This window comes from Thioclava sp. F36-7, assembly GCF_002020075.1.
Classification (GTDB): domain Bacteria; phylum Pseudomonadota; class Alphaproteobacteria; order Rhodobacterales; family Rhodobacteraceae; genus Thioclava; species Thioclava sediminum.
In genome coordinates this window covers 294,179-317,002 of the sequence record NZ_MPZR01000005.1, presented here as the reverse complement: position 1 = coordinate 317,002, position 22,824 = coordinate 294,179, and the positions used below count along the sequence as shown (strand labels likewise).

21 protein-coding genes are annotated in these 22,824 nt (G+C 64.8%); 7 read left to right on the top strand and 14 right to left on the bottom strand.

Going from position 1 to position 22,824, the window contains the following annotated elements; genetic code table 11:
• Positions 1–3: 3 nt before the first annotated feature.
• Together BMI89_RS11695 and BMI89_RS11690 are read right to left on the bottom strand one after the other, a co-directional pair.
• The gene (locus BMI89_RS11695; protein WP_075774873.1) at positions 4–717 is read right to left on the bottom strand and encodes a response regulator transcription factor CtrA; all 714 of its coding nucleotides are present in this window, start codon (positions 715–717) and stop codon (positions 4–6) included.
• Between the two features lie 95 nt (positions 718–812).
• The gene (locus tag BMI89_RS11690) at positions 813–1,091 is read right to left on the bottom strand and encodes a DUF1153 domain-containing protein (RefSeq protein WP_078520740.1); all 279 of its coding nucleotides are present in this window, start codon (positions 1,089–1,091) and stop codon (positions 813–815) included.
• 131 nt (positions 1,092–1,222) lie between these two features.
• On the opposite strand from BMI89_RS11690, the gene mnmA reads away from it, so the two are divergent.
• Positions 1,223–2,359 carry a tRNA 2-thiouridine(34) synthase MnmA gene (mnmA, locus tag BMI89_RS11685; protein ID WP_078571038.1) on the top strand — a complete coding sequence of 379 codons (1,137 nt, stop codon included), beginning with the start codon at positions 1,223–1,225 and terminating at the stop codon, positions 2,357–2,359.
• A 127-nt stretch (positions 2,360–2,486) separates the two neighbouring features.
• On the opposite strand, the gene BMI89_RS11680 is transcribed toward mnmA, so the two are convergent.
• Positions 2,487–2,858, bottom strand: a complete 372-nt coding sequence (locus BMI89_RS11680) for a phasin family protein (RefSeq protein ID WP_165756948.1) — start codon at positions 2,856–2,858, stop codon at positions 2,487–2,489.
• 171 nt (positions 2,859–3,029) lie between these two features.
• On the opposite strand from BMI89_RS11680, the gene BMI89_RS11675 reads away from it, so the two are divergent.
• Both BMI89_RS11675 and BMI89_RS11670 read left to right on the top strand, forming a co-directional pair.
• A complete protein-coding gene (locus BMI89_RS11675) occupies positions 3,030–4,031 on the top strand; it encodes a ligase-associated DNA damage response exonuclease (RefSeq protein WP_078571037.1) in 1,002 nt (333 codons plus the stop codon).
• Entirely contained in the window at positions 4,028–5,602 is a 1,575-nt protein-coding gene (locus BMI89_RS11670) for a cisplatin damage response ATP-dependent DNA ligase (RefSeq protein WP_078571036.1), read from the top strand. The genes BMI89_RS11675 and BMI89_RS11670 overlap by 4 nt, the downstream gene beginning before the upstream one ends.
• On the opposite strand, the gene BMI89_RS11665 is transcribed toward BMI89_RS11670, so the two are convergent.
• A complete protein-coding gene (locus BMI89_RS11665; protein ID WP_078571090.1) occupies positions 5,599–7,413 on the bottom strand; it encodes an alpha/beta fold hydrolase in 1,815 nt (604 codons plus the stop codon). The two genes, BMI89_RS11670 and BMI89_RS11665, sit on opposite strands and share 4 nt — an antisense overlap.
• 509 nt (positions 7,414–7,922) lie before the next feature.
• Between BMI89_RS11665 and BMI89_RS11660 the strand changes: the two genes are divergently transcribed.
• The 4 genes from BMI89_RS11660 to BMI89_RS11645 all read left to right on the top strand — a co-directional run bounded on the left by BMI89_RS11660 (position 7,923) and on the right by BMI89_RS11645 (position 12,945).
• Positions 7,923–9,398 (top strand): MFS transporter, encoded by a 1,476-nt coding sequence (locus BMI89_RS11660; protein WP_078571035.1) that lies wholly within the window; start codon positions 7,923–7,925, stop codon positions 9,396–9,398.
• 69 nt (positions 9,399–9,467) lie between these two features.
• On the top strand, positions 9,468–9,950 hold the full coding sequence (locus BMI89_RS11655; RefSeq protein WP_075775114.1) for an Lrp/AsnC family transcriptional regulator: 483 nt from the start codon (positions 9,468–9,470) through the stop codon (positions 9,948–9,950).
• Between the two features lie 102 nt (positions 9,951–10,052).
• Positions 10,053–11,528 carry an NAD-dependent succinate-semialdehyde dehydrogenase gene (locus BMI89_RS11650; RefSeq protein ID WP_078571034.1) on the top strand — a complete coding sequence of 492 codons (1,476 nt, stop codon included), beginning with the start codon at positions 10,053–10,055 and terminating at the stop codon, positions 11,526–11,528.
• Between the two features lie 46 nt (positions 11,529–11,574).
• A complete protein-coding gene (locus BMI89_RS11645; RefSeq protein ID WP_078571033.1) occupies positions 11,575–12,945 on the top strand; it encodes an aspartate aminotransferase family protein in 1,371 nt (456 codons plus the stop codon).
• A gap of 21 nt (positions 12,946–12,966) precedes the next feature.
• On the opposite strand, the gene BMI89_RS11640 is transcribed toward BMI89_RS11645, so the two are convergent.
• The 10 genes from BMI89_RS11640 to dxr all read right to left on the bottom strand — a co-directional run bounded on the left by BMI89_RS11640 (position 12,967) and on the right by dxr (position 22,822).
• Positions 12,967–13,230, bottom strand: a complete 264-nt coding sequence (locus tag BMI89_RS11640; protein WP_078571032.1) for a hypothetical protein — start codon at positions 13,228–13,230, stop codon at positions 12,967–12,969.
• Positions 13,230–14,381, bottom strand: coding sequence for a lipid-A-disaccharide synthase (lpxB, locus tag BMI89_RS11635; protein ID WP_078571031.1), 1,152 nt, complete (start codon positions 14,379–14,381; stop codon positions 13,230–13,232). The genes BMI89_RS11640 and lpxB overlap by 1 nt, the downstream gene beginning before the upstream one ends.
• Entirely contained in the window at positions 14,378–15,193 is an 816-nt protein-coding gene (gene lpxI / locus BMI89_RS11630; protein WP_078571030.1) for a UDP-2,3-diacylglucosamine diphosphatase LpxI, read from the bottom strand. The genes lpxB and lpxI overlap by 4 nt, the downstream gene beginning before the upstream one ends.
• Positions 15,190–15,987, bottom strand: a complete 798-nt coding sequence (gene lpxA, locus BMI89_RS11625) for an acyl-ACP--UDP-N-acetylglucosamine O-acyltransferase (RefSeq protein WP_078571029.1) — start codon at positions 15,985–15,987, stop codon at positions 15,190–15,192. Before lpxA ends, lpxI begins: the two co-directional genes overlap by 4 nt.
• A gap of 4 nt (positions 15,988–15,991) precedes the next feature.
• Positions 15,992–16,453 (bottom strand): 3-hydroxyacyl-ACP dehydratase FabZ, encoded by a 462-nt coding sequence (fabZ, locus tag BMI89_RS11620; protein ID WP_078520753.1) that lies wholly within the window; start codon positions 16,451–16,453, stop codon positions 15,992–15,994.
• A gap of 122 nt (positions 16,454–16,575) precedes the next feature.
• On the bottom strand, positions 16,576–17,463 hold the full coding sequence (locus BMI89_RS11615) for an OmpH family outer membrane protein (RefSeq protein ID WP_078571028.1): 888 nt from the start codon (positions 17,461–17,463) through the stop codon (positions 16,576–16,578).
• A 9-nt stretch (positions 17,464–17,472) separates the two neighbouring features.
• On the bottom strand, positions 17,473–19,725 hold the full coding sequence (gene bamA / locus BMI89_RS11610) for an outer membrane protein assembly factor BamA (protein WP_143593893.1): 2,253 nt from the start codon (positions 19,723–19,725) through the stop codon (positions 17,473–17,475).
• Between the two features lie 289 nt (positions 19,726–20,014).
• Positions 20,015–20,188, bottom strand: coding sequence for a hypothetical protein (locus BMI89_RS20860; protein WP_166741394.1), 174 nt, complete (start codon positions 20,186–20,188; stop codon positions 20,015–20,017).
• A gap of 111 nt (positions 20,189–20,299) precedes the next feature.
• Positions 20,300–21,640 (bottom strand): RIP metalloprotease RseP, encoded by a 1,341-nt coding sequence (gene rseP / locus BMI89_RS11605; RefSeq protein ID WP_246832023.1) that lies wholly within the window; start codon positions 21,638–21,640, stop codon positions 20,300–20,302.
• Positions 21,641–21,643: 3 nt separating this feature from the next.
• Positions 21,644–22,822, bottom strand: a complete 1,179-nt coding sequence (gene dxr / locus BMI89_RS11600) for a 1-deoxy-D-xylulose-5-phosphate reductoisomerase (RefSeq protein WP_246832022.1) — start codon at positions 22,820–22,822, stop codon at positions 21,644–21,646.
• Between the last annotated feature and the right edge of the window lie 2 nt (positions 22,823–22,824).

The window sequence follows — 22,824 nt, the reverse complement described above, 5'->3', positions numbered from 1 at the left end:
ACGTCAGGCACCCATCGCGATGCGCCGCTCCAACTCGGACGGGTCGGGATCGCGCAGCACATAGCCGCGGCCCCAGACGGTTTCGATGTAATTTTCGCCCTCGGTGGCATCGGCGAGCTTCTTGCGCAGTTTGCAGATGAAGACGTCGATGATCTTCAATTCGGGCTCGTCCATGCCGCCATAGAGGTGGTTGAGAAACATCTCCTTCGTCAGGGTCGTGCCCTTCCGGAGGCTGAGCAGTTCGAGCATCTGGTATTCCTTGCCGGTCAGATGCACCGGCTTACCATCGACCTCGACCGTCTTCGCATCGAGATTGACCGAGATCTTGCCGGTGCGAATGATCGATTGGGCATGGCCTTTGGAGCGGCGGATGATCGCGTGAATGCGCGCCACCAGCTCCTCGCGATGAAACGGCTTCGTCATGTAGTCATCGGCGCCGAAGCCGAAGCCCTTGATCTTGTTCTCGGTGTCGTCCGCGCCGGTGAGAATCAGGATCGGCGTGTCGATCTTCGACAGACGCAATTGCCGCAGCACCTCGTGCCCGTTCATATCGGGAAGATTGAGGTCGAGAAGGATCAAATCGTAATCGTAGAGCTTCGCGAGATCGATTCCTTCCTCCCCCAGATCGGTGCAGTAGACGTTGAGATTCGCGTGCGTCAGCATCAATTCGATACTGCGCGACGTCGTCGGGTCGTCTTCCACCAATAAAATCCGCATCCTGGGTTCTCCGCATTAATCCCTCGATCGGGGTCGAGACTTACACCAAATGGTTAACACCGGGTTACCTTGTCACGATTCCGTTACGTCGCAATCTAAAGTTGTTTTAATTTCTGGATCGCGGTGACTTTAAGACCTTGAATCCCGTGCCTTTCGACACCCTCGATCCAAAGATCCAATTCCTCGTCAGAGAGCGCGTAACGCTCCAGAACCTCGTCGCGGGCGATCAACCCATGCGCGACCGCCTGCACGATCACCGCTTTCCGGCTCGCCACCCATCGTCGGGTTTTCGGAGAGGGCAGATCCGCGCGCGTCAGGATCGTGCCGTCGGCGAGGGTCACCGCGCGCGGACCATCGACTTTCTTGAGATACATGGGCTCACCCCTTCAAGCTCTTCACGCCGGCCACACTGGCGCGCGGGCCCTTAACACTGCGTGAAACGCGGGGTTGAGAGTGGGTCGCATTTTCCTATATTGCTGCACGTCTCGTTAAAGGACGCTTCATCATGCCCAAGGATCTGCCGCTCAATTCGCTCGGTTTCGCCAAACCGCCCGCGGAAACCCGCGTCGTCGTCGCCATGTCGGGCGGCGTCGATAGCTCGGTCGTGGCCGCCAAACTGGCCGAGGAAGGCTATGACGTCGTGGGCGTGACGCTGCAGCTTTACGACCACGGCGCGGCGCTGGCCAAGAAAGGCGCATGCTGCGCCGGGCAGGACATCCACGACGCGCGCCGCGTGGCCGAGGAGATGGGCTTTCCGCATTACGTGCTCGATTACGAGAACACCTTCCGCGAGGCGGTGATCGACGAATTCGCCGACGCCTATCTTGGCGGCGCGACGCCGGTGCCCTGCATCCGCTGCAACGAGCGCGTGAAGTTCAAGGACCTGCTGGAGACGGCGAAGGATCTCGATGCCGATTGCATGGCGACGGGCCATTACATCCAACGCAAGGACGGTGCGGCCGGGCCCGAGCTGCATTGCGCAGCCGATGCGAACCGCGACCAGAGCTATTTCCTGTTCTCGACCACGCCCGAGCAGCTCGATTACCTGCGTTTTCCGCTGGGCCACCTACCCTCGAAGGATGCGACGCGGGAGCTGGCTGCGAAATACGGGCTGGCGGTGGCCGACAAGCCCGACAGTCAGGATATCTGCTTCGTGCCGAACGGGAATTACGCGAGCGTCATCGAGAAGCTGCGCCCCGGCGCGGCCGATCCCGGCGATATCGTCGATATGGAGGGCAATGTGCTCGGCCAGCATCGCGGTGTGATCCATTACACGATCGGCCAGCGGCGCGGGCTTGGCATCGGCGGGCTCGAAGACCCGCTCTATGTCGTGAAGCTCGATCCGGACACCCGCCACGTGGTCGTCGGCCCGAAAGAGGCGCTCTCCACCCGCACCATCCCTGTGCGCGAGATCAACTGGCTCGGCGACGAGCCCTTCACCTCGCGCAAGGAATGGCATCTGAAGGTCAAGGTCCGCTCGACCCGCCCGCCGCGCGAAGCGATCATCCGGCCCATCTCGGAAACCGAGGCGGAAGTCGAACTGGTCGTGCCGGAGGAAGGCGTCAGCCCCGGACAGGCCTGCGTATTCTACGCGCCCGAAGACAGCCGCATCTTCGGCGGCGGCTGGATCTACAAGAAGTAAGCGCCGAACAGGCCCGCAGACAGCACTGCGCGCAGCGAGCCCACCAGCTTGCCGCGCCTATCGCGTCTTCGGATCACTCAGACCGGCACGTCTCCGAGGCTTACCCCGTGCTTGCCGACCCGAGTCGTCACTTTTTTCCGACCGCCTTGGCGAGCGCTTCGCCCTCTTCGGTGGCCGAGCGCACTGCGCGTTCCGCAATCCCCGTCATCGAGGTCGCGAGCTTCGTCATCTCGGCGGTGTAATCGCTGGCCGTGCGCTGCCAGAATTCGCCCCAGAGGCTCATCGCGCGCATCGGATCGGGCGTTTCCGCCAACTGAGTGACCATCTCCTGATCGCGCTCGAAGCGGGTTTTCAGAAACTCGAGCAGCTCGATATTCTGCGCGATCATCGATTCCATCATCTTGAGCTGCGGTGCCATCACCGAGCTTACCGACCCCATATCCGGCACTGGCATACAGCCAGCCATGTTCATACCGGGTGCGGATTTCTTCTGTGCCATGTCAGCCTCCCTTGTGACTGGATGGCGCGAGCGTAGCATGGGTGCGGCGCACAGCGTTTGATTTGGAACAATCGTAGCGCGAAAAGCTTGGCTCAGGGCAAATGCCGAAAATTTGGGCCGAGAACGCGCGCCCGCGTATGCATTTCACGCATTAGCTTAAGTGAAGGACCGATGGCCGAGCCGCTTCTGATCCCGCGCCCCGAGGGGCTCTACTGCCCTAGCGGCAACTTCTACATCGACCCGAGTCGCCCCGTGGCGCGCGCGCTGATCACGCATGGCCATGCCGATCACGCGCGCGCAGGCCACGGGCATGTGCTGGCCACGCGCCAGACGCTGGAGATCATGGCGATCCGCTATGGCGAGGAATTCACCGGTCAGCGGCAAGCCTATGAGGGGCCGCTCTCCGTAGGCGGCGTGGATGTCAGCTTTCATCCGGCTGGCCATGTGCTGGGCTCGGCGCAGATCGCGATCACGCATCGCGGGCAGCGGATCGTGGCGTCGGGCGATTACGCGCGCGTCTCGAACCCCTCCTGCGCGCCCTTCGAGCCGGTGCCCTGCGATACGTTCATTACCGAGGCGACCTTCGCGCTCCCGGTGTTCAAACATCCCGACCCGGCTGACGAGATGGCCAAGCTGATGGCTTCGATGCGCGCAGCCCCCGAGCGCCCGCATCTGGTGGGTGCCTATGCACTGGGCAAGGCGCAGCGGGTCATCATGCTGGCGCGCGAGGCGGGCTATGACGCGCCGATCTACATCCACGGAGCGCTGCAAAAACTCTGCGACTATCACATCGAGCAGGGCATCCCCTTGGGCGATCTGCGCCCCGCCACGATGGACAAGGCCGAGGCGCGGGCGCTGCGCGAGGCGCTGGTGATCGCGCCGCCCTCCGCCTTTTCCTCGCCTTGGGTGCAGCGCTTCGCCGATCCGGTGATCTCTTTCGCCTCGGGCTGGATGCAGATCCGGGCGCGCGCCCGCCAGCGCGGCGTCGAACTGCCGCTGGTGATCTCGGACCATATCGATTGGGTCGACCTGACGCGCACGGTGCACGAGGTCGATCCGACCGAGCTGTGGATCACCCATGGCCGCGAGGAGGCGCTGATGCGCTGGGCGGAACTGGAGGGGCGCGTCGCCCGGCCGCTGCACCTCGTGGGCTACGAGGAGGAACCGGAATGAAAGCCTTCGCGGTCCTTCTCGAACGGCTGGCCTTCACGCCGGGGCGCAATGCCAAGCTCGACGTTCTGGCCGACTACCTGCGCCACGCGCCTGACCCCGAGCGCGGCTATGCTCTGGCGGCCCTGACCGGAGAGCTGGAGCTGGGCCGCGCGCAGCCTGCGGTCCTGCGCGCGATGGTGGGCAAACGGGTCGATCCCGAGCTGTTCGCGCTCAGCTACGACTATGTCGGCGATCTGGCCGAGACGATCGCGCTGATCTGGCCGCAGGAGAACACGTCGCAGGACGTCGATCTGGTCGAGATCGTCGAGACCCTGCAGGACACGCCGAAAACCCGCGTGGGGCCGCTGATCGCGGGTTGGCTGGATCGGCTGGAGCCCTCGGAACGCTATGCGCTGCTGAAACTCGCGACCGGCGGGCTGCGCGTCGGTGTCTCGGCGCGGCTCGCGCGGGTGGCGCTGGCCTCGGTCGGCGCGCCGGAACTGGAGGAGATCGAGGAAATCTGGCACGGGCTTTCGCCGCCCTATCAGCCGCTCTTCGACTGGATCGACGGCGGCGAGAAACCCGAGCGCGCGGGCTTTGCGCCCTTCCGGCCGGTGATGCTCTCGACGCCGACCGATCTCGACGCGCTGACCGATCTGCCGCCGGGAGACTTCGCCGCCGAGTGGAAATGGGACGGCATCCGGGTGCAGGCCGTGGCGGAGGGCGGCGAGCGGCGGCTCTATTCGCGCACCGGCGAGGATATCTCCGGCGCTTTCCCCGATGTCGTCGCGCATATGGGCTTCGAGGGCGCGCTCGATGGCGAGTTGATCGTGCGGCGCGGCGATCGGGTCGCGCCCTTCGGCGATCTGCAAAAGCGGCTGGGGCGGAAGTCTCCCGGTAAGGCGCTGCTGGCCTCGCACCCGGCGGCGCTGCGGCTCTACGACATCCTGATCGAAGGCGAGGAAGACCTGCGCCCCCTACCCTTCGACGACCGTCGCGCCCGGCTGGAGGTGTTTGTTGCTGACCTCAATCCCGACCGCTTCGACGTCTCGAAGCTGCTGCCTTTCGAGACGTGGGACGACCTTGCCGCCCTACGCGAAGCGCCGCCCGAAGTGGTCATCGAGGGCGTAATGCTCAAACGCCGCGACACGCCCTATATGGCGGGCCGCCCCAAGGGGCCGTGGTTCAAGTGGAAACGCGATCCGCGCATCATCGATGCGGTGATCCTCTACGCTCAACGAGGGCATGGCAAACGCTCGGGCTTCTATTCCGATTTCACCTTCGGCGTCTGGGACGGTGACCGGCTCGTGCCCGTGGGCAAGGCCTATTCCGGCTTCACCGACGAGGAGCTGCGCAACCTCGACCGTTTCGTGCGCAATCACACCGTGGAACGCTTCGGCCCGGTGCGGTCCCTGTCGCCCGATCTGGTGGTGGAGGTCGCCTTCGAGGGGCTCAACCGCTCCACCCGGCACAAATCCGGCGTCGCGATGCGTTTCCCGCGCATCTCGCGCATCCGCTGGGACAAGCCCGCAGGCGAGGCCGACCGGATCGAGACGCTGCGCGCAATGCTGCCCGAGGTCGAGCAGCCCTAGCGGGTCAGCACATAGGACCCCGGCGCGTCGCAGAGCGGGCGATACTTGCGCCCCTTGCCCATGGGCGGCGGCGCGATCTCCTGCCCGTCGCCCGTCTTGCGCAGCCATTTCGCCCAAGGCTCCCACCATGACCCTTCGCGCGGCGCACATTCCGCAGCCCAGTCCGATGCGGAGGGGTGCAACATGCCGGGGCGATGCTCCATCAAGCGGTAGCTCGCCCGCGGCGCACCCGGCGGGCGCACGATCCCGGTATTGTGCCCGCCCGAGACCAGCGCGAAGGTGACGGCGCCCGGCAGCGACCATGTCAGCTTGAAGACCGAATGCCAGGGCGCGATGTGATCGGTCTGGGTCGCGACGGCGAAGACCGGCGTCTCGATGTCCTGCAGGAAGACCGGCGCGCCGCGCGTGTCCATCCGCCCCTCGGCCAGATCGTTGTCGAGGAACAGACGGCGCAGATATTGCGAGTGCATCTTGTAGGGCATCCGCGTCGCGTCGTGGCTCCACGAGGCCATCGCGCCATCCGTCTCGCGCTCGCCCATCAGATAGGTATGAACAGCCTGCGACCAGATCAGGTCCTTCGATTTGAGCATGGTGAAAGTGCCCGCCATCGCGGTCTTGTCGAGATAGCCCTCCTCCCACATCATGTCTTCGATCAGGCTGAGCTGGTCTTCATTGGTGAACAGGCTCAATTCCCCGGCCTCGGTGAAATCGACCTGCGCCGCCAGCATCGTCAGCGAGGCCAGCCGTTCATCGCCATCGCGCGCCATCGCCGCCGCCGCGACCGACAGAAGCGTGCCGCCAAGGCAATAGCCCAGCCCGTGAACCTTCTCCGCCCCGGTGATCTCGCAGACCGCATCGAGCGCCGTCATCACGCCCTCTTCGCGGTAATCGTCGAAGCCCAGATCGCGGTCGCCCTCATCGGGGTTCTTCCAAGAGATCGCGAAGACGGTGAAACCCTGCCCCACGAGCCAGCGGATCAGCGAATTCGTCTCCTCCAGATCGAGGATGTAATATTTCATGATCCATGCCGGGACGATCAGCAGCGGGACCGAATGGACCTTCGGCGTGCTGGGCTCGTATTGCAGCAACTCGATCAGATCGTTGCGCAGCACCACCTTGCCCGGCGTCAGCGCCACGTCGGTTCCCGGGATCAACGTGGGCTCCGGCTTGGTGTCGCCGGTCATCACCTTGAACGCATCCTCGCCCCAATAGCGCGCCCCGCGCATGAGGTTCACGCCGCCCTCTTTCAACGTCTGGGCAAGGACCAGCGGATTGGTCGCGATGAAATTCGTGGGCGACGCCATGTCGAGCCATTGCCGCGCGTAGAACTGCATCATCTGCTCGTGGCGTGCCTCGACCCCGCGCACATCCGTCGTGGCGTTGTGCCACCATTGCTGGGCGTGGAGGAAACTCTGCGCGTAAAGGGAATAGGGAAACTTCTGCCAATCGGGCGCAGAGAAGCGGCGGTCCTGCGGCAGCGGCTCGAGCGGCTGCGCGCCCTCGTCATCGCTCCGGTGCGGTGCCATCTCGCGTAACAGGTGCATCCATTTGCGACCCGCTTTCCAGCCCAACTCGGCCTGCTTGCCGGGGCTGAGCGCAAGATGGGTCGCCCAATCGGAAAACGCGAGCCCGAGCGAAATCGGAGACAGCCCGCCCTCGGCCCGGCCCATCAGCGCGTGAGACAACCGGTCGAGCCGCTCGAACGAGGCCAGTGCAGCGCTATGCTCCTCGGCCTGAGGCGTGTCGGCCTTGGCAGCCTTGCCCGCAGCTTTCCCTGCGCCCTTGCGCGGCGGCGTTTTGTCCCCGGCCATATCCTTCATCCCGCAGCCTCCTAGCGTTGCGATTCCGCGCAGAACTTACCGCAAAAACGATGACAGCGGTTTGACCTGACGCAAGAGAACGCGCCTTCGCGACTCTTCACGCAAATAAGAGCCGATCTCACATGGGCGGGAGGCGCATGAAATATCGGAACTGAGGCATTGCTGCATCGGTTCACCCTGCACATCTCGAGACGCAAGGGCATAGGCGAGATGGCAAACCGGGACACGCCACCCCCGGGGACCGCTGTCCACTGCCGATGCCCGACGACATACGGAAAGACCGGGTTTTCTCTCTCCACCCCTCCCTGCCCGGGTTTCCGACCGACCTGCTTCCGGGTTCTCCTGTCTCTCTTGCCCGGAAGCAGGCCCCTTCACTCCCAACTCCCCGCCCCTCTCGGGCGGGGCTTTTCTTTGCCCGCCTTACCTGCGCGATAGAGCACGCAAGCCTGCGCGCGGCCGCGGGGTGACTCCGTGCGCCCGCGTGCTAGCTATGCCCGGTCATGTTGAGCAGGCTTCGAGACAATATCATTCCGCTGACGGTGGCGCTGTCGCTCCTGATGGAGCTGATCGACGCGACCGTTCTGGCGACCGCGATCCCGGTGATCGCGCGGGACCTGTCGGTGCCGGTGCTGTCGCTCAAGATGGCGATGGCGACCTATCTGATCGCGCTCGCGGCCTTCGTGCCGATCTCGGGCTGGATCGCGGACCGGATCGGGGCGCGGCGGACCTTCCTCGCGGCGATGGGCGTGTTTCTCGTGGCCTCGCTTCTCTGCGCCATCCAGACGAGCCTGCCCGGGCTGGTGCTGGCCCGCGCACTGCAGGGCATCGGGGCGGCCATGATGAGCCCGGTGGGCCGGCTGATCGTGCTGCGCCACACCTCCAAGGAGGAGATGACCCGCGCGATGGTCTATGTCACCCTGCCCGCGCTGATCGGGCCGGCGCTGGGCCCCTTCGTGGGCGCGACAGTGACGACCTTTCTCGGCTGGCGCTCGATCTTCCTGATGAACTTGCCGCTCGGCGCGCTGGCGATCTGGCTGACGCTGCGCCACATGCCCGCCGACGGCCCTCCCGAGCCGAAACCGTTCGACTTCCCGGGCTTCCTGCTGTCTGCCGTGGGGCTGGCGGCGGTGATGACTGGCTTCTCCGCGCTGGGCGAGCATATCCTGCCATGGCAGGCCGCCGCGGGCCTTAGCGTTGCGGGTCTGGCGCTTTTGGTGCTCTACTGGCTACGCGCGCGCAACACGGAGGAGCCACTTCTCGAACTGCGGCTGTTCCGGCACCGTACCTTCGATGTCTCGATCACCGGCGGGCTGATCTTCCGGCTGTCGAACGGGGCGATCTCACTGCTGCTGCCGCTGTTCTTCCAGCTCGGCCTCGGGGCCTCGGTGATGGTCTCGGGCGCGTTGACGGGTCTGAACGCAGTGGGCGCGGTCAGCCTGCGAACCTTCGTGCCGCGCATCCTCGACCGTTTCGGCTTCAAATGGGTGATGATCTGGGCGGCGGTGATCCGGGGGGCCACGATCTTCGGCTTCCTCACCGTGACGAGCATCCATGACTGGCAGCTGATCCCGCTTCTGCTGATCGGCGGCGCGGCGCAATCGGTCGTCTTCACGGCGATCAACTCCATCGGGTTCGCCGATCTCGATACGCGCGAGATGAGCCCCGCCACCGCCTTCACCGCGATGAGCCGTCAGGTCTCGCTCGCGCTCGGCATCGCGCTGGCGGGCGTGGTGCTGGAACTGACCGCAGGCTCGGCGGCGACCACGACAGGGGCCGAGATGATCCCGATCCACGCCTTCCTCTGGGGCTTTGCGATTGCGGGCGCGACGGGGCCGCTCTCGGCGCTCTATTTCCTGCGCCTGCGCCGGGGCGATGCCGACGGGCTGCGCCGCAAGCGCCGGACGGTGGAGCCCTACGGTTCGGCCAAGGAGCGCTTCCGCGCGCCGCAATCCAAGCAACGTGAACCAGCCGAATGAGCAGTGCTGCACCGGACCCGAAAAATCGGGGATGCGCAGGGCGTTAACCCGGTGTAGCGTGGCGCCATGATCAAGCTCGACCCCCGCGATATCGAAATTCTGCGCGTGCTGGCGCGCGAGGGCCGCATCACCAAGGCGGCGCTGGCCGAGAAGATCAACCTCTCGCCCACGCCCGCCTGGGACCGGCTGAAAAAGCTGGAGAAAGCGGGCCTGATCGCGGGCTATCGCGCGACCTTCAACCTCAAGAAGCTCGGGCCGCATGTGACGCTGTTCGTCGCCGCCGAACTGGCCGACCACACCGCTGCCAGCTTCCAGACCTTCGAGCGCTCGCTGGACCAGCACCCCGAGGTCGTGGGCTGCTGGGCTTTGGGCGGCGGCTTCGACTATCTGATGCAGATCGTGACCCGCGACATCGACGCCTATCAGCGGCTCATCGACTCGATGCTGGACGCGCGGATCGGCATCGCGCGCTACTTCACCTATATCGTCACGAAAGAGGTGAAGAACGCCGCCATGCCCCCCTTCGACCTCTTCGCAGACCAAATGGACTGACGGACGGCGCTATTTCAGCCCAAATCCGGGGTGCGCGCAGTCCATTCGGACTATTACCCTGTGAAATCGGGCGCAGAGTGATCTCAACCAAGGAGGTCTCTCATGCTCGATACCGCCATTTCCGCCCGCCCCGATATCGCCGACAAGCGCCTGCTGCGCAGCTTTTCCTATGTGAACGGTCGCTGGATCGCGGGCGAGACGGGCGAGGTCATTCCCGTCACCAACCCCGCCAACGCCGAACGTCTGGGCGATATCACCGCGCTCAACCGCAGCCAGTCGCGCGCGGCGGTCGATGCCGCCCAAGCCGCCTTTCTCGACTGGTCGATGACTCTGCCGCAGGAACGCTCCGCCATTCTGCGCCGCTGGTTCGACCTGATCATCGAGGCGAAGGACGATCTGGCGCGGATCATGGTGCTCGAACAGGGCAAGCCGCTGAGCGAAGCTCTGGGCGAGATCGACTATGCGGCGAGCTTCATCGAATACTATGCCGAAGAGGCCAAGCGCCCGAATATCGAGGGCGTCACCTCGCATCTGCATGACGCCGAGGTGGAGCTGTGGCTCGAACCCGTGGGCGTCGTGGGCCTCGTCACGCCGTGGAACTTCCCCGCCGCGATGCTGACCCGCAAGGCCGCCGCCGCCATCGCGGCTGGCTGCACCGTGGTCGCGCACCCCTCGCACGAGACGCCCTACTCGGCGCTGGCGCTGGCGGAACTGGCCGAACGCGCGGGTCTGCCCGCAGGCGTGTTCAACGTTCTGACCGGCCACGCCCCGGAAATCGTCGAGCCGTGGTGCGACGACACCCGCGTGCGCGCGCTCTCCTTCACCGGCTCCACCGAAGTGGGCCGTCTGCTCTATCGCCAATCGGCTCAGACCGTGAAGCGGCTGGTCCTCGAACTGGGCGGCCACGCCCCGGTGATCGTCTTCAAGGGCGCCGATCTGGATCAGGCCGTGGAAGAGGTGATCAAGGCGAAATTCGCGACCTCGGGCCAAGACTGCCTCGGCGCGAACCGGATCTATGTCGAGCGTCCCGTCTATGACGAGTTCTGCCGCCGCTTCACCGAGGCCACGCAGGCGCTCAGCGTGGGCATCGGCATGGAGGACCCCGATATCGGCCCGCTGATGAACGAAAAGGCGGTGGCCAAGCAGGAAGAGCACGTGGCCGACGCACTGGCCAAGGGCGCGAAACTCGCCTGCGGCGGCAAGCGGCTAGACCGCGGCCCGCTGTTCTTTGCACCGACCGTGCTGACCGACGTGCCCGACAATGCCAAGATCATGCAGGAGGAGACCTTCGGCCCGGTCGCTCCGATCACCGTCTTCGACACGGAAGAAGAGGTCTTCGCCAAAGCCAACGCCACCGAATACGGCCTCGTCGCCTACGTCCACAGCCAGAACCCGAAACGCATCTACCGCGCCACCCGCGCGCTGCAATTCGGCATGGTCGCGGTCAACCGCACCAAGGTCACCGGCGCGCCGATCCCGTTCGGCGGCATGAAGCAATCGGGCTTGGGCCGCGAAGGCTCGCGTCGCGGAATGGAAGAGTTCATGGAAATCAAATACGTCTGTCGCGACTGGGGTTAACTCCCCCGCCCGCCCGGACGCCCAAGACAAGAAGAAGGAGAGAAAATTGCTGACCAATGACCAACTCGACAAGTGGGATCGCGAAAGCTTCTTCCACCCCTCGACGCATCTCGCCCAGCACGCGCGCGGCGAGTCCCCCAACCGCATCGTCACCGGCGGCAAGGGCGTGTTCATCGAGGATCGCGACGGCAACAAGCTGCTCGACGCCTTTGCGGGCCTTTACTGCGTGAACGTGGGCTACGGGCGCACCGAAATCTCCGAGGCCATCGCCGAACAAGCGAAGGAGCTGGCCTATTACCACGCCTATGTCGGCCACGGCACCGAGGCTTCGATCACGCTGGCGCATATGGTCCTTGACCGTGCGCCCGATCACATGTCGAAGGTCTATTTCGGTCTGTCGGGCTCGGATGCGAACGAGACCAACATCAAGCTGGTCTGGTATTACAACAACATCCTGAACCGCCCCGAGAAGAAGAAGATCATCTCGCGCTGGCGCGGCTATCACGGCTCGGGCCTGATGACCGGCTCGCTGACGGGTCTGGAGCTGTTCCACAAGAAGTTCGATCTGCCGCTGAGCCAGGTGATCCACACCGAGGCGCCCTATTACTTCCGCCGCCCCGATGAGGCGATGTCGGAAGAGGCCTTCACCGCCTATTGCGCGTCCGAGCTGGAGCAGCTGATCGAACGCGAAGGCCCCGACACCATCGCCGCCTTCATCGGCGAGCCGGTTCTGGGCACCGGCGGCATCGTGCCCCCGCCCGCGGGCTATTGGGAAGCGATCCAGAAGGTGCTGAACAAATACGACATCCTGCTGATCGCCGATGAGGTCGTGACCGGCTTCGGGCGTCTGGGGAGCATGTTCGGCTCGGATCACTACGGCATGAAGCCCGACCTGATCACCATCGCGAAAGGCCTGACCTCGGCCTATGCGCCGCTCTCGGGCACCATCGTGAGCGACAAGATGTGGAAAGTGCTCGAGCAAGGCACCGACGAGAACGGCCCGATCGGCCACGGCTGGACCTACTCGGCGCACCCGATCGGGGCTGCGGCCGGTGTCGCGAACCTCGAGCTGATCGACAAGCTCGGCCTCGTCGAGAATGCGGGCAAAGTCGGCAAATACCTCAATGACCAGATGCGCGCCGCCATCGGCGAGCACGCGAATGTCGGCGATATCCGCGGCGAAGGGATGCTCTGCGCGGTGGAATTCATGGCCGATCGCGACAATCGCAGCTTCTTCGACGCCTCCGACAAGATCGGCGCGAAGATCGCAGGCGCGATGGTCGAGCGTGGCGTGATCGGGCGCGCGATGCCGCAGGGCGACATCCTCGGCCTTGCCCCGCCGCTGTGCCTCACCGAGGCGGAGGCCGACAAGATCGTCGAAGTCACCGCCGACGCCGTGAAATCGGTTCTGGGCTAAGGCCCCTCGGCAGGGGTCGTCTTACGAGGCGATCCCTGCCAGCCATTCGGCGATCGCCGCGCGGCTGTCTGGATCGGGCGAATGGTGACGCACCATGAAATCGTCGAACCAGTCGCGCCGCGCCTCGGGCGTTTGTATATCTGCAGACCAGTCGATCTTTGCGACCATCCGCTCTGCATCGCGATGACAGCGCCCGCAGGATTGCGCGAAAAGCTGCGCGGGATCGGTCTCGGCCAAGGCGGCCCCGGCCCAGATTGTCAGAAAAACAGTCAAAAAGACGCGCATCACGCCCTCCCGAGAAACTCCAGCACCGAACGCGCCGCGCGCAGGCCGGGCGGCTCGCCGCCCTCGCCCAAACGGCGCATCACTTCTTCCATCGCGGCCATCTGCTCGTCGCGGGTCGCGTCTTCTTCCAGCAATTCCAGCATCTTCGCCGAAATGTCACGCGGTTTGCAGTCGGGGCCGAGGAATTCCGGGATTACCCGGGTATCGGAGACCAGATTGACCAGCGTCACCGTATCGATCTTGAGCATCCGCGAGATCACGTGCCAAGTCAGGAAATTCGCGTCATAGGCGATCACCATCGGCACCCGGTTCGCAGCCAGTTCCAGGCTGACCGTGCCCGAGGCCGCCAGCGCGATATCGGCGGCGGCAAAGGCCGCGCGCTTGTCATCGGCATTCTCGACCACGATCGGGGCGACCGGCCAGCGCGCCGTCATCTCGCGCACCATCGGCGCGACGCCCCGCACGGTGGGCAGCACGACGCGCAGCCCCGGCTCACGGTCGCGCAGCTGCATCAGCGCTTCGTCGAACCGCGCCCCGAGCCGCTTGACCTCGCCGCGCCGCGATCCCGGCAGACACAGCGCGAGCGGTTGTTCCTCGCCGATCATATGGGTCTCGCGGAAGGCTGCGGCATCTGCCCCGGTCGCGCGCGGCTCGGCCACGACCGGATGGCCCACGAAATCACAGCTCATCCCGGCGGCTTCCATATAGGGCGGCTCGAAAGGCAGCAGCGCAAGCACATGATCGACGACCTGCGCCATCTTCGCCGCGCGCCCCGGACGCCACGCCCAAACCGACGGCGCGACATAGTGGATCACCTTGAGATCAGGGCGCTTTTCCTTCACCAGCCGCGCAACGCGCAGGCAGAAATCGGGGCTGTCGATGGTGATCAGCGCCTCGGCGCCGCTTTCGATCACGTGATCCGCCGTCTCGGCGATGCGGCGCTTCAGATGGCGGTATTTCGGCAGGACCTCCATCAGGCCCATGACCGAAAGCTCTTCCATCGGGAACAGGCTGGTCAGGCCCTGCGCGCCCATCTCCTCGCCGCCGATGCCGGACCAGTCCACGCCCGGCGCAAGCCCGTTGATCCCCGCCATCAGGGCGCCGCCGAGCTTGTCGCCCGATGCCTCGCCCGCGATGACGTAGAGCCTCATGACGCTCGCGCCCAGAGAAAGAGACCCGCAGCCTCGGCGGCCTCGATGACCGCATCGCGATCGAGAAGCATCACGCCGCCCGCCTCGAAAGCGATGCCGGACAGGCCAGCCGCGGCGGCGTTCTTCACCGTCTCGACGCCAATCGCAGGCAGATCGGCGCGACGGTCCTGATCGGGTTTCGGCGCCTTGTAGAAGACCCCTTTCACCGCTTTAAGATCGCCGCGCAAGCCTTTGTGGTGACGCACGAAATCCAGCATCGCATCGGTACCCGGCAGGGTCTCGACCGCAAGGCAAAGCCCGCGCCCGACCACTGCGCCCTGACCGATATCCGACGCCCCAAGCGCGGCCACGATTTCGGCCCCACGCTCGGCGTCTTCTTCGTCCACGACGGACGGCTTGCCGCACAGTACGCCCGCCTCGGGCAGCAGCGCGGGCGCGATCTCATGCGCGCCCACGACCTCTAGATCGAACTCCTCGAAGACTTCGATCACCGCGCGCAGCGTCGCATCGTCGCCTGCCTGCATCGCCATCGCGAGCCGCGGCACCAGCTGCGCCGAGCGGGGATCGAACTGCTCGGGATCGATTGCCGGACGCTGCATCGCGCCTGCGAACACCACCCGCTCGATCCCGCGATCAGCCAATTCGTCGAGAAACGGCACCAGCCGCTCGATCCGGAAGCGCAGATGCTCGCCGTCCAGATCGCAAGGTGCGCCGATCATTTCGCAGACCAGAATATCCGGCGCGGCCTCGGTAAGGATCGCGGGCAGACGGCCAGCCCCGGCGATCAGCGCGGTATGCGTGCCCCCGCTCATTTGCCGGGCGTCAGGAAGCTGCGGTCGGACGGACCGAGGATGAAATCGAGCACTTCGCGCGCCAATTCGCCCTCGACGCCCTCTTCCGAGAGGGTTCGCGCGCTTTCGCGGAAGCTGCCCTGACCGAGCGCCTCGACGGTTTTACGCAGCGACGTGATTTCCTCGCGCGGCGTGCCACGACGCTTCAGCCCCACGAGGTTCAACCCTTCGAGCCCCGCGCGCGGTCCTGCCACCAAGGCATGCGGGATCACATCCGCCGTCACCATCGACAGCGCACCGATGATCGCGCCGCGCCCGATCCGGACGAACTGGTGCACGCCCGACAGACCGCCGACGATGACGTCATCCTCGAGCTGACAATGCCCCGCGAGCGCCACGGAATTCACAAGGATCACACGGTCGCCGATCTTGCAGTCATGCCCGACATGGCAGGACGACATGAACAGCCCGTCATCACCCACCTGAGTGAGCCCGCCGCCGCCATCCGTCCCGGTGTTCATCGTGACGTATTCGCGGATGCGGTTGCGCTTGCCGATCTTGAGCCGCGTCTTCTCGCCCTTGAATTTGAGATCCTGCGGGATCTGCCCCAGTGAGGCGAAGGGAAAGATCTGCGTCTCGTCGCCGATCTCCGTCGCGCCCTGAAGCACGACATGGCTTTGCAGGCTGACGCCCCGGCCCAGCACGACCTCGGGACCGACCACGCAGAACGGGCCGATCCGGCAGTCCGGACCGATTACCGCGCCGGGTTCGATCACCGCGGAGGCGTGAATCTGCGCACTTGGGTCAATGCTCATGCATTCAGCCCTGAAGGTCCATCATGGCGGTGAACTCGGCTTCGGCGGCCAGCTCACCATTCACCGTGCCCCGGCCTTCGAATTTCCAGATCTTGCCGCCGCCGCGCTTCACGGTGACATGCAGTTCGAGCACGTCGCCCGGCACCACCTTGCGGCGGAACTTGCACTTGTCGATGCCCATGAAATAGGTCAGCAGCGGCTTGTCGATCACGTCGAGCGAAATCCCCACCACCACGGCAGAGGTCTGCGCCATCGCCTCGACGATGGTGACGCCGGGCATGATCGGCTCTTCCGGGAAGTGGCCCTGGAAATGCGGCTCGTTCGCGGTGACGTTCTTGATGCCGACCGCGCCCTTGTTCGGGACGATGTCGCGCACCTTGTCGATCAACAGGAACGGATACCGATGCGGAATGATGCGCTTGATGAGCGACAGATCGGCTTCGGTATAGGGGGCGGGTTCGGTCATGAGCTGTCCTCGTTCTTGGGCGCACTGCGCCTGCGGCGGTATCAATTTGCCGCATCACGCGATCATCGCTTTTGGATTGTTGCTAGCAATCGCGGCCCCGCTTGGCAAGCAGCGCGCGCCTGCTATTGCGCTGGCGCGGTGTCGGTCGGCGCAACCTGATTGTTATCTTCGACCGGCAGACCGAGCGGTAGTCCCGGCGCGTCGCGGGTCGCCCCGTCGAGCGTAGAATTGCCGCCCGATTTGCCTGCGGAGTTGGGGCTGCTGTCGACAAAGACACCCGCCTCGCCGCTTTGATCCGCGCCTGCGCCGCTTGACGATTGGCCCGAAGCGGGCTGGTTCGAACCAGGCTGGTCCGGCGTCGCGGGCGCGCCTTGAGCCGCATCCGCCGAGTTCCCGTTCGACGTCGGCGGAACCAAGGGCGTCACGCGCCCGGCCCCGTCCCCGATCTCCTTATCGACGCGCGCGCCGAGTTCGGCCGTCACATCGGCCTGCGCGAGCCCGCGAATGATCGCGCGGGAATCGAGCACCACGACTGCGCCGCGCGCCTTCAGCACCTCGTCGAGCAGCGGCACCACGGTCTGCACGAAAGTCTGGTGCTCCTGATTCAACTGGCGCTGGATCGCATCGGCCTTGGCCTTCTGGGCCTTGCGAATATCGGTCGCCCGCGTGTCGAAGGCATCGGCGGCTTGCTGGAACTGATCCGAGGGCATCGTCAGCCGCTCCTCGGTGAGCTTGCGCTCTTCCGCCTCGAGCTGACTGGCGATCCGGTCGTTTTCCTTGCGCAGCGCGCTCGACGCGGACTCGATCTCGGATTGCACCCGCTTGCCCCACAGCGAGTTGTCGTAGAGCCGCTCCCAATCGAGGGTGAGGACCGCGCTTTGCTGGACGCGCGGCCCGGCTGCGGGCGCCTGCGTGTGGGGCGTCTGCACCGCCGATTGCGCGACAGCCGCGCCGGGCCCGAAGGCCAGCGCGGCTGCAATGAAGGAAGCGGTGACGCTGCTCAGACGCATCGCGCGCCCTTAGAACTGCGTGGAAAGCGACAGATCGAAGTTCTGGGTCTTGTCGTAGCTTTCTTTCTTGATCGCCCGCGAGAAGTTCAGACGCAGCGGACCGATCGCGGATTTCCAGAAGATCGAGACACCGACCGCCGAGCGGACATGCATCGAGTCGTCGACTTCGTTGCCGCCGGTCCCGGTCGTGTCGTCCAGACCCCAGACCGAGCCCACGTCCCAGAACACGCCGCCGGTGATGCCGTATTCCTCGGGCAGACCGATCGGGAATTCCGCTTCGACCTTGCCGACCCAGTAGTAATTGCCGCCGAGCGCGTCGGTATTGCCCGCATTGAGGTCACGCGGACCGATGCCGTAGCTCTCGAAGCCGCGGATCTGGCTGCCCGAGAAGCGTTGCAGGATCGTCGAACCGTCCGTGGCATCGACCGCGCCGCCTTCGAGCGAGGCGCGCAACGTCGCTTCCTCGTTGAAGATCTTGCGCTCGCCGACGATCTTCGCGGTGGTCTGGCCGCCTTTCACGTCGCCGCCGACGCCCCAGAACTGCTGATCGACGTTGAACCGCCAGGTGAAGCGCGGGTCGATCTGTTCGCGCGCGGTATCATAGCTGTAGCGCAGACCCGGGCCGCTGTAACGCTGCGTGCCCTTGTCGGCTTCTTCGTTCAGCAGGATTGCCGAGGAGTCGCTCGGCACGTTGTTCAACGTGTCTTCGCCGATCTTGTAGCTCACCTGCAGACGGCCGCGCTCGGAGACCGGGAATTCCAGTGCCGGCTCGACGCTGATGCGGCGCGTGTCGTAAGCGGTGTTCGACGCCGAGCTCGAGGTCGCATAGGCGGCCGAGAACTTCAGCGCCACGTCACGTCCGAGGAACGCCGGCTCGATGAACCGGAAGCTGGAGCTGTTATTGTCCTTGGTCGTGCCGATCGACACGCCGAGATACTGCCCGCGACCGAGGAAGTTCTTCTCTTCCAACGAGGCGTTGAAACCGATCCCGTCCGAATTCGAATAGGAGGCGCCGAAACCAAGCGAGCCGGTGGGCTGCTCTTCGACATTCACGTCCACCACGACCTGATCGGAGCTCGAGCCCGGCTTCGTGTTCACGTCGACCGACTTGAAGTAGCCGGTGCCGCGGATGCGGTCGGCAGCGTTCGAAATCTCGCGCGGGTTGTAGGGGTCGCCTTCAACCGTCCGGAACTCGCGCCGAACCACCCGGTCGAGCGTCGCGGTGTTGCCCTCGATGTCGATGCGCTGCACGAAGACGCGCGGGCCACGGATCAGCACGAAATCGACATTGACCGACTGCGTGCGCGGGTCGTCGGTGATGCGCGGCTCGACGCGGGCGAATTGGATGCCCTTCTTGATCGCAAGCTGCTCCATCCGGGTCACGGCCAGCTCGATCGCTTTCGGCGAGAAGGTCTGACCCTGACGGATCTTGGTAAGCGGCGCGAACTCGTCAGGCGCGACCCCGTCGATCTCGGAACTCGTGTCGATCGAATTGAAGTGGTATTTCTGCCCTTCGATGATGTTGAAGGTCATGAAGAACGCATCGCGCTGGCGCGACATCTGCGAGGACACACCCGTGACCTGAACGTTCTTGTAGCCACGCGCCTGGTAGAAATCGATCAGCTTCTGGCGATCCACCGGGATCCGGTTCGCGTTGAAGGTGTCGTTCTTCACGAAGGTGCGGAAGATCCCCGCCTGCTTCGTCTCGAGCACCTGACGCAGGCGACGGTCCGAATAGGAGCGGTTGCCGGTGAAGGTCACGCGCTCGATCGAGGTGACCTTGCCTTCCTTGATCTCGAAGGCGACGTCGACGCGGTTATTGTCGCGGCGGATGACCTTCGGCACCACACGGGCGGCCATGCGACCATCCTCGGAATAGGCGCGCGCCAGACGCTGGGCGTCGGCTTCGATCTGGGCCGGGTTGTAGACGCGGTTCGGCTTCGCCTGAATGATCGTGGCGAGCTGCTCGTCCTTGATGATCTTGTTGCCTTCGAAATTGATCACGCTGATCGTCGGATATTCGGTCACGGCGATCTTGAGCGTGTTGCCCTGCGGCGTGATTGCAACGTTTTCAAACAGGCCGGAATTCGTCAGGCGCTGGTAAGCGGCATTGAGATCGGCGTCGGTCACGGGCTGATTGCGGGCGATTCTGGCGAAGGACAGAATCGTCGCCGCGTCGACGCGCTCGTTACCGGTGATCACCACCTGCGAGAAACTGTATTGCTGCGCCTGAGCGATCACGGGAACCGCAAGGCAACTCATTGCAACTGCTGGAAATACTACGCTGGCCCGCAGTGCCTTTCGCGTCGCACAGAGTCTCAGCATAGTTTGCACGCTCATAGACATCGCCCTCTCCCGCCGGAAGTTCACTTTTTCCCTTTGATAAGGGTCGTACCGAAGGGCGTAAGCGATGTCAAAGCTGGGATGGGGGCTCAGACCCGAGATTTTGTGGAGCGCGATCATCTTGCCACGAAAGAAAGGGCCGCGAAGGCAGCCCCGGGATCGAAGATGAAGGGATTTTGCGGGCGTTTCGTGCCCTTTTCGGTCCGGCTCAGATGCGCTGGAAGCTGGAAGCGTCGCCGCCGAGAATGTCGATCAATTGAATACCGATCAGCGCCGCGCCGAACAGCGCGACCAGAACCGCCGCGATGAACAGCAGCCGGTCCCCGACGATTTCCACCAACGGGCGAAGTTCGCGATAGTGATGCGCGATGATCTCGGACATGAGCGGTCTCCTTCGCGCGATTTGCGCTAAGAGTTCCCTACCCTGTCTTCGTGACCGCATTGCGAGGCAATTGTGGCGAAATCTGGGCCGCCACCGCCGTCACGGGCCCGCTCAGCAGGTCAGATCGTTCCAGAGCCCGAAGACCATCAGCGTCAGTACCAGCGCCAGCCCGATCGACATGAAGACGTTCATCAGCTGATCGGAGGGCGGCTTGCCCGTGATCGCCTCGTAAAGGTGGAACATCAGATGCCCGCCATCGAGCACCGGAATCGGGAAGAGGTTCAGGAAGCCCACCGCCGTCGACAGAACCGCAATGAACCAGATGAAATCGAGCACACCCGATTTCGCCGCCGCCGCCGAGGTCTCGGCAATGCGCAGCGCGCCGGTCAGGTTACAGCTGGAAATCCGCTGCGCGATCATCGCCTGAATGCCCGAGACCGATTGCGTGATGATGCCCCATGTCTGTCTTGCACCGCCCACCAGCGCATCGACCGGACCGACCGATTGCGTCACCGGCTCGAACATGAACGAGCCCGTCGCCCCGATCAGGAACCGCGTCTCGAACTGCCCGTCGCCCACCGGCAGATCGGTCCGGCGCGGCGCCAACGTCACGGAGAAGGTCTCGCCGCCATCGCCCGCAGGCCGCCAGATATCGAGCGAGACCGCCTTGCCCTCGCCCGCCTTCACCGCGTCCTGCAGATCGACGAAGCGATAGACCGGCTTGCCGTCGATCGCGGTGATCACATCGCCCGCGCGCAGCCCGGCATCATAGGCGGCAGAGCCCGGCTGAACCCCGGCAAACCGCGCCGGGAAGAGCTGCGGCCCCGTCGCGTCGGTTTTGCTTCCGTCGCGGGTCACGGTGTAATCGAGCGTCGGCCCTGCGGGCAGTTGATCGACCACATCAGAGAGCGCCTGATAATCCGGCGTGGGTTTGCCCGCCACCGCGTCGATCACATCGCCCTTCTGCAGATCGCCCGACCCGCCGGGCAGCGCCACGACAGTCTGGATCGCGGGCGTCTCGGTGGCCTGCCCCGTCCAGAGGCTCAGCCCCGCGATCACGCAGATCGACAGGATGAAGTTGAAGACCGGCCCGGCCGCCACGGTGGCCGCGCGTGCCCAAAGCGGCGCGCCATGCATCGTGTGGCGGCGTTCCTCGGGGCTCAGATGGGCCATTTCCTCGGAATCGACCCCGGCAGAGGCCGCATTCGCATCGCCCAGAAACTTGACGTAGCCGCCAAGCGGCACGGCGGCGATCTGCCAGCGCGTGCCATGCTTGTCGACGCGGCTGATCAGCTTCGGCCCGAAGCCGAGCGAGAAGACCTCCGCCTTGATCCCGGAAATCCGCCCGATGATGTAATGGCCGTATTCATGCACCGCGACGATGATCGAGAGCGCGACGACGAAGGCCACAACCGTATAGAGCAGATTGCCGAATTGGGGCAGCAGGTCCAAAACTCAGATCCTTCCGTGTTCACAAATCGCCATCGCGCGCGCCCGCGCTTCGGCGTCGCAGCTCAGAACCATATCGAGGTCTTTTGCGGCGATTCCAAGACCCTGGTCCCGCGACATCTCGCCCAGAACTCTCTCGACCAGCGTGGCCATGTCGAGAAATCCGATCCGGCCCGCGATGAACAGATCGAGCGCGACTTCCTTGGCGGCGTTGAACACGGTGCCCGCCAGACCGCCCGTTTCCATCACCTCGTGCGCCAGCCGCAGCGCGGGGAACCGCTCCAGATCCGGGGTGCGGAAATCGAGCTGTCCGATCTTCGCCAAGTCGAGCTTCTCGACCGGCAGAGGTTTTCGCGCGGGCCAGTTGAGCGCATAGCCGATCGCATGGCGCATGTCGGGCACGCCCATATGCGCCATCAGCCCGCCATCGTGGAACCCGACCAGCGAATGGACGATGCTCTGCGGATGGACGAGGACTTCGATCTGCTCCGGCGCGAAGCCGAAGAACTCTTTCGCCTCAATGACTTCCAGAGCTTTGTTGAACATAGACGCCGAGTCGATCGTGATCCGCTGACCCATGTCCCAGTTCGGATGTGCCGAGGCTTCGGCCACGGTGGCATGGGCGAGTTTCTCCATCGGCCAGTCGCGGAACGCGCCGCCCGAGGCGGTGATGATCACCCGCTCGACCGCGGCGATATCCTCGCCGACGAGCCCTTGGAAGATAGCCGAATGCTCGCTGTCGACCGGCAGGATCGTCGCGCCATGCGCGCGCGCCTCGGCCATCAGCAAGGGGCCCGCGGTCACCAGCGATTCCTTGTTGGCCAGCGCCAGCGTCGCGCCTTGCGAGAGCGCCGCGAAGCCCGGTGCGAGCCCCGCCGCGCCGACGATCCCCGACAGAACCCAATCGGCCGGACGGTAGGCCGCCTCGATCAGCGCCTGCGACCCGGCAGCGACTTCGATCCCGGTCCCGGCCAGCGCATCGCGCAGCGCGGGCAGACACTCGTCGAAGGCCGTCACGGCCAGATCGGCCTCCAGCGCCACGGCCTGCTCGGCCAGTCGCGCGACATTGCGGCCTGCGCTCAGCGCGACCACGTCGTAGGCCTCCGCCCCGCCCTGTGCCATCAGCAGATCAAAGCAGCTTTCGCCGATCGAGCCGGTCGCCCCGAAGACCGAAACCTTCCGCATCG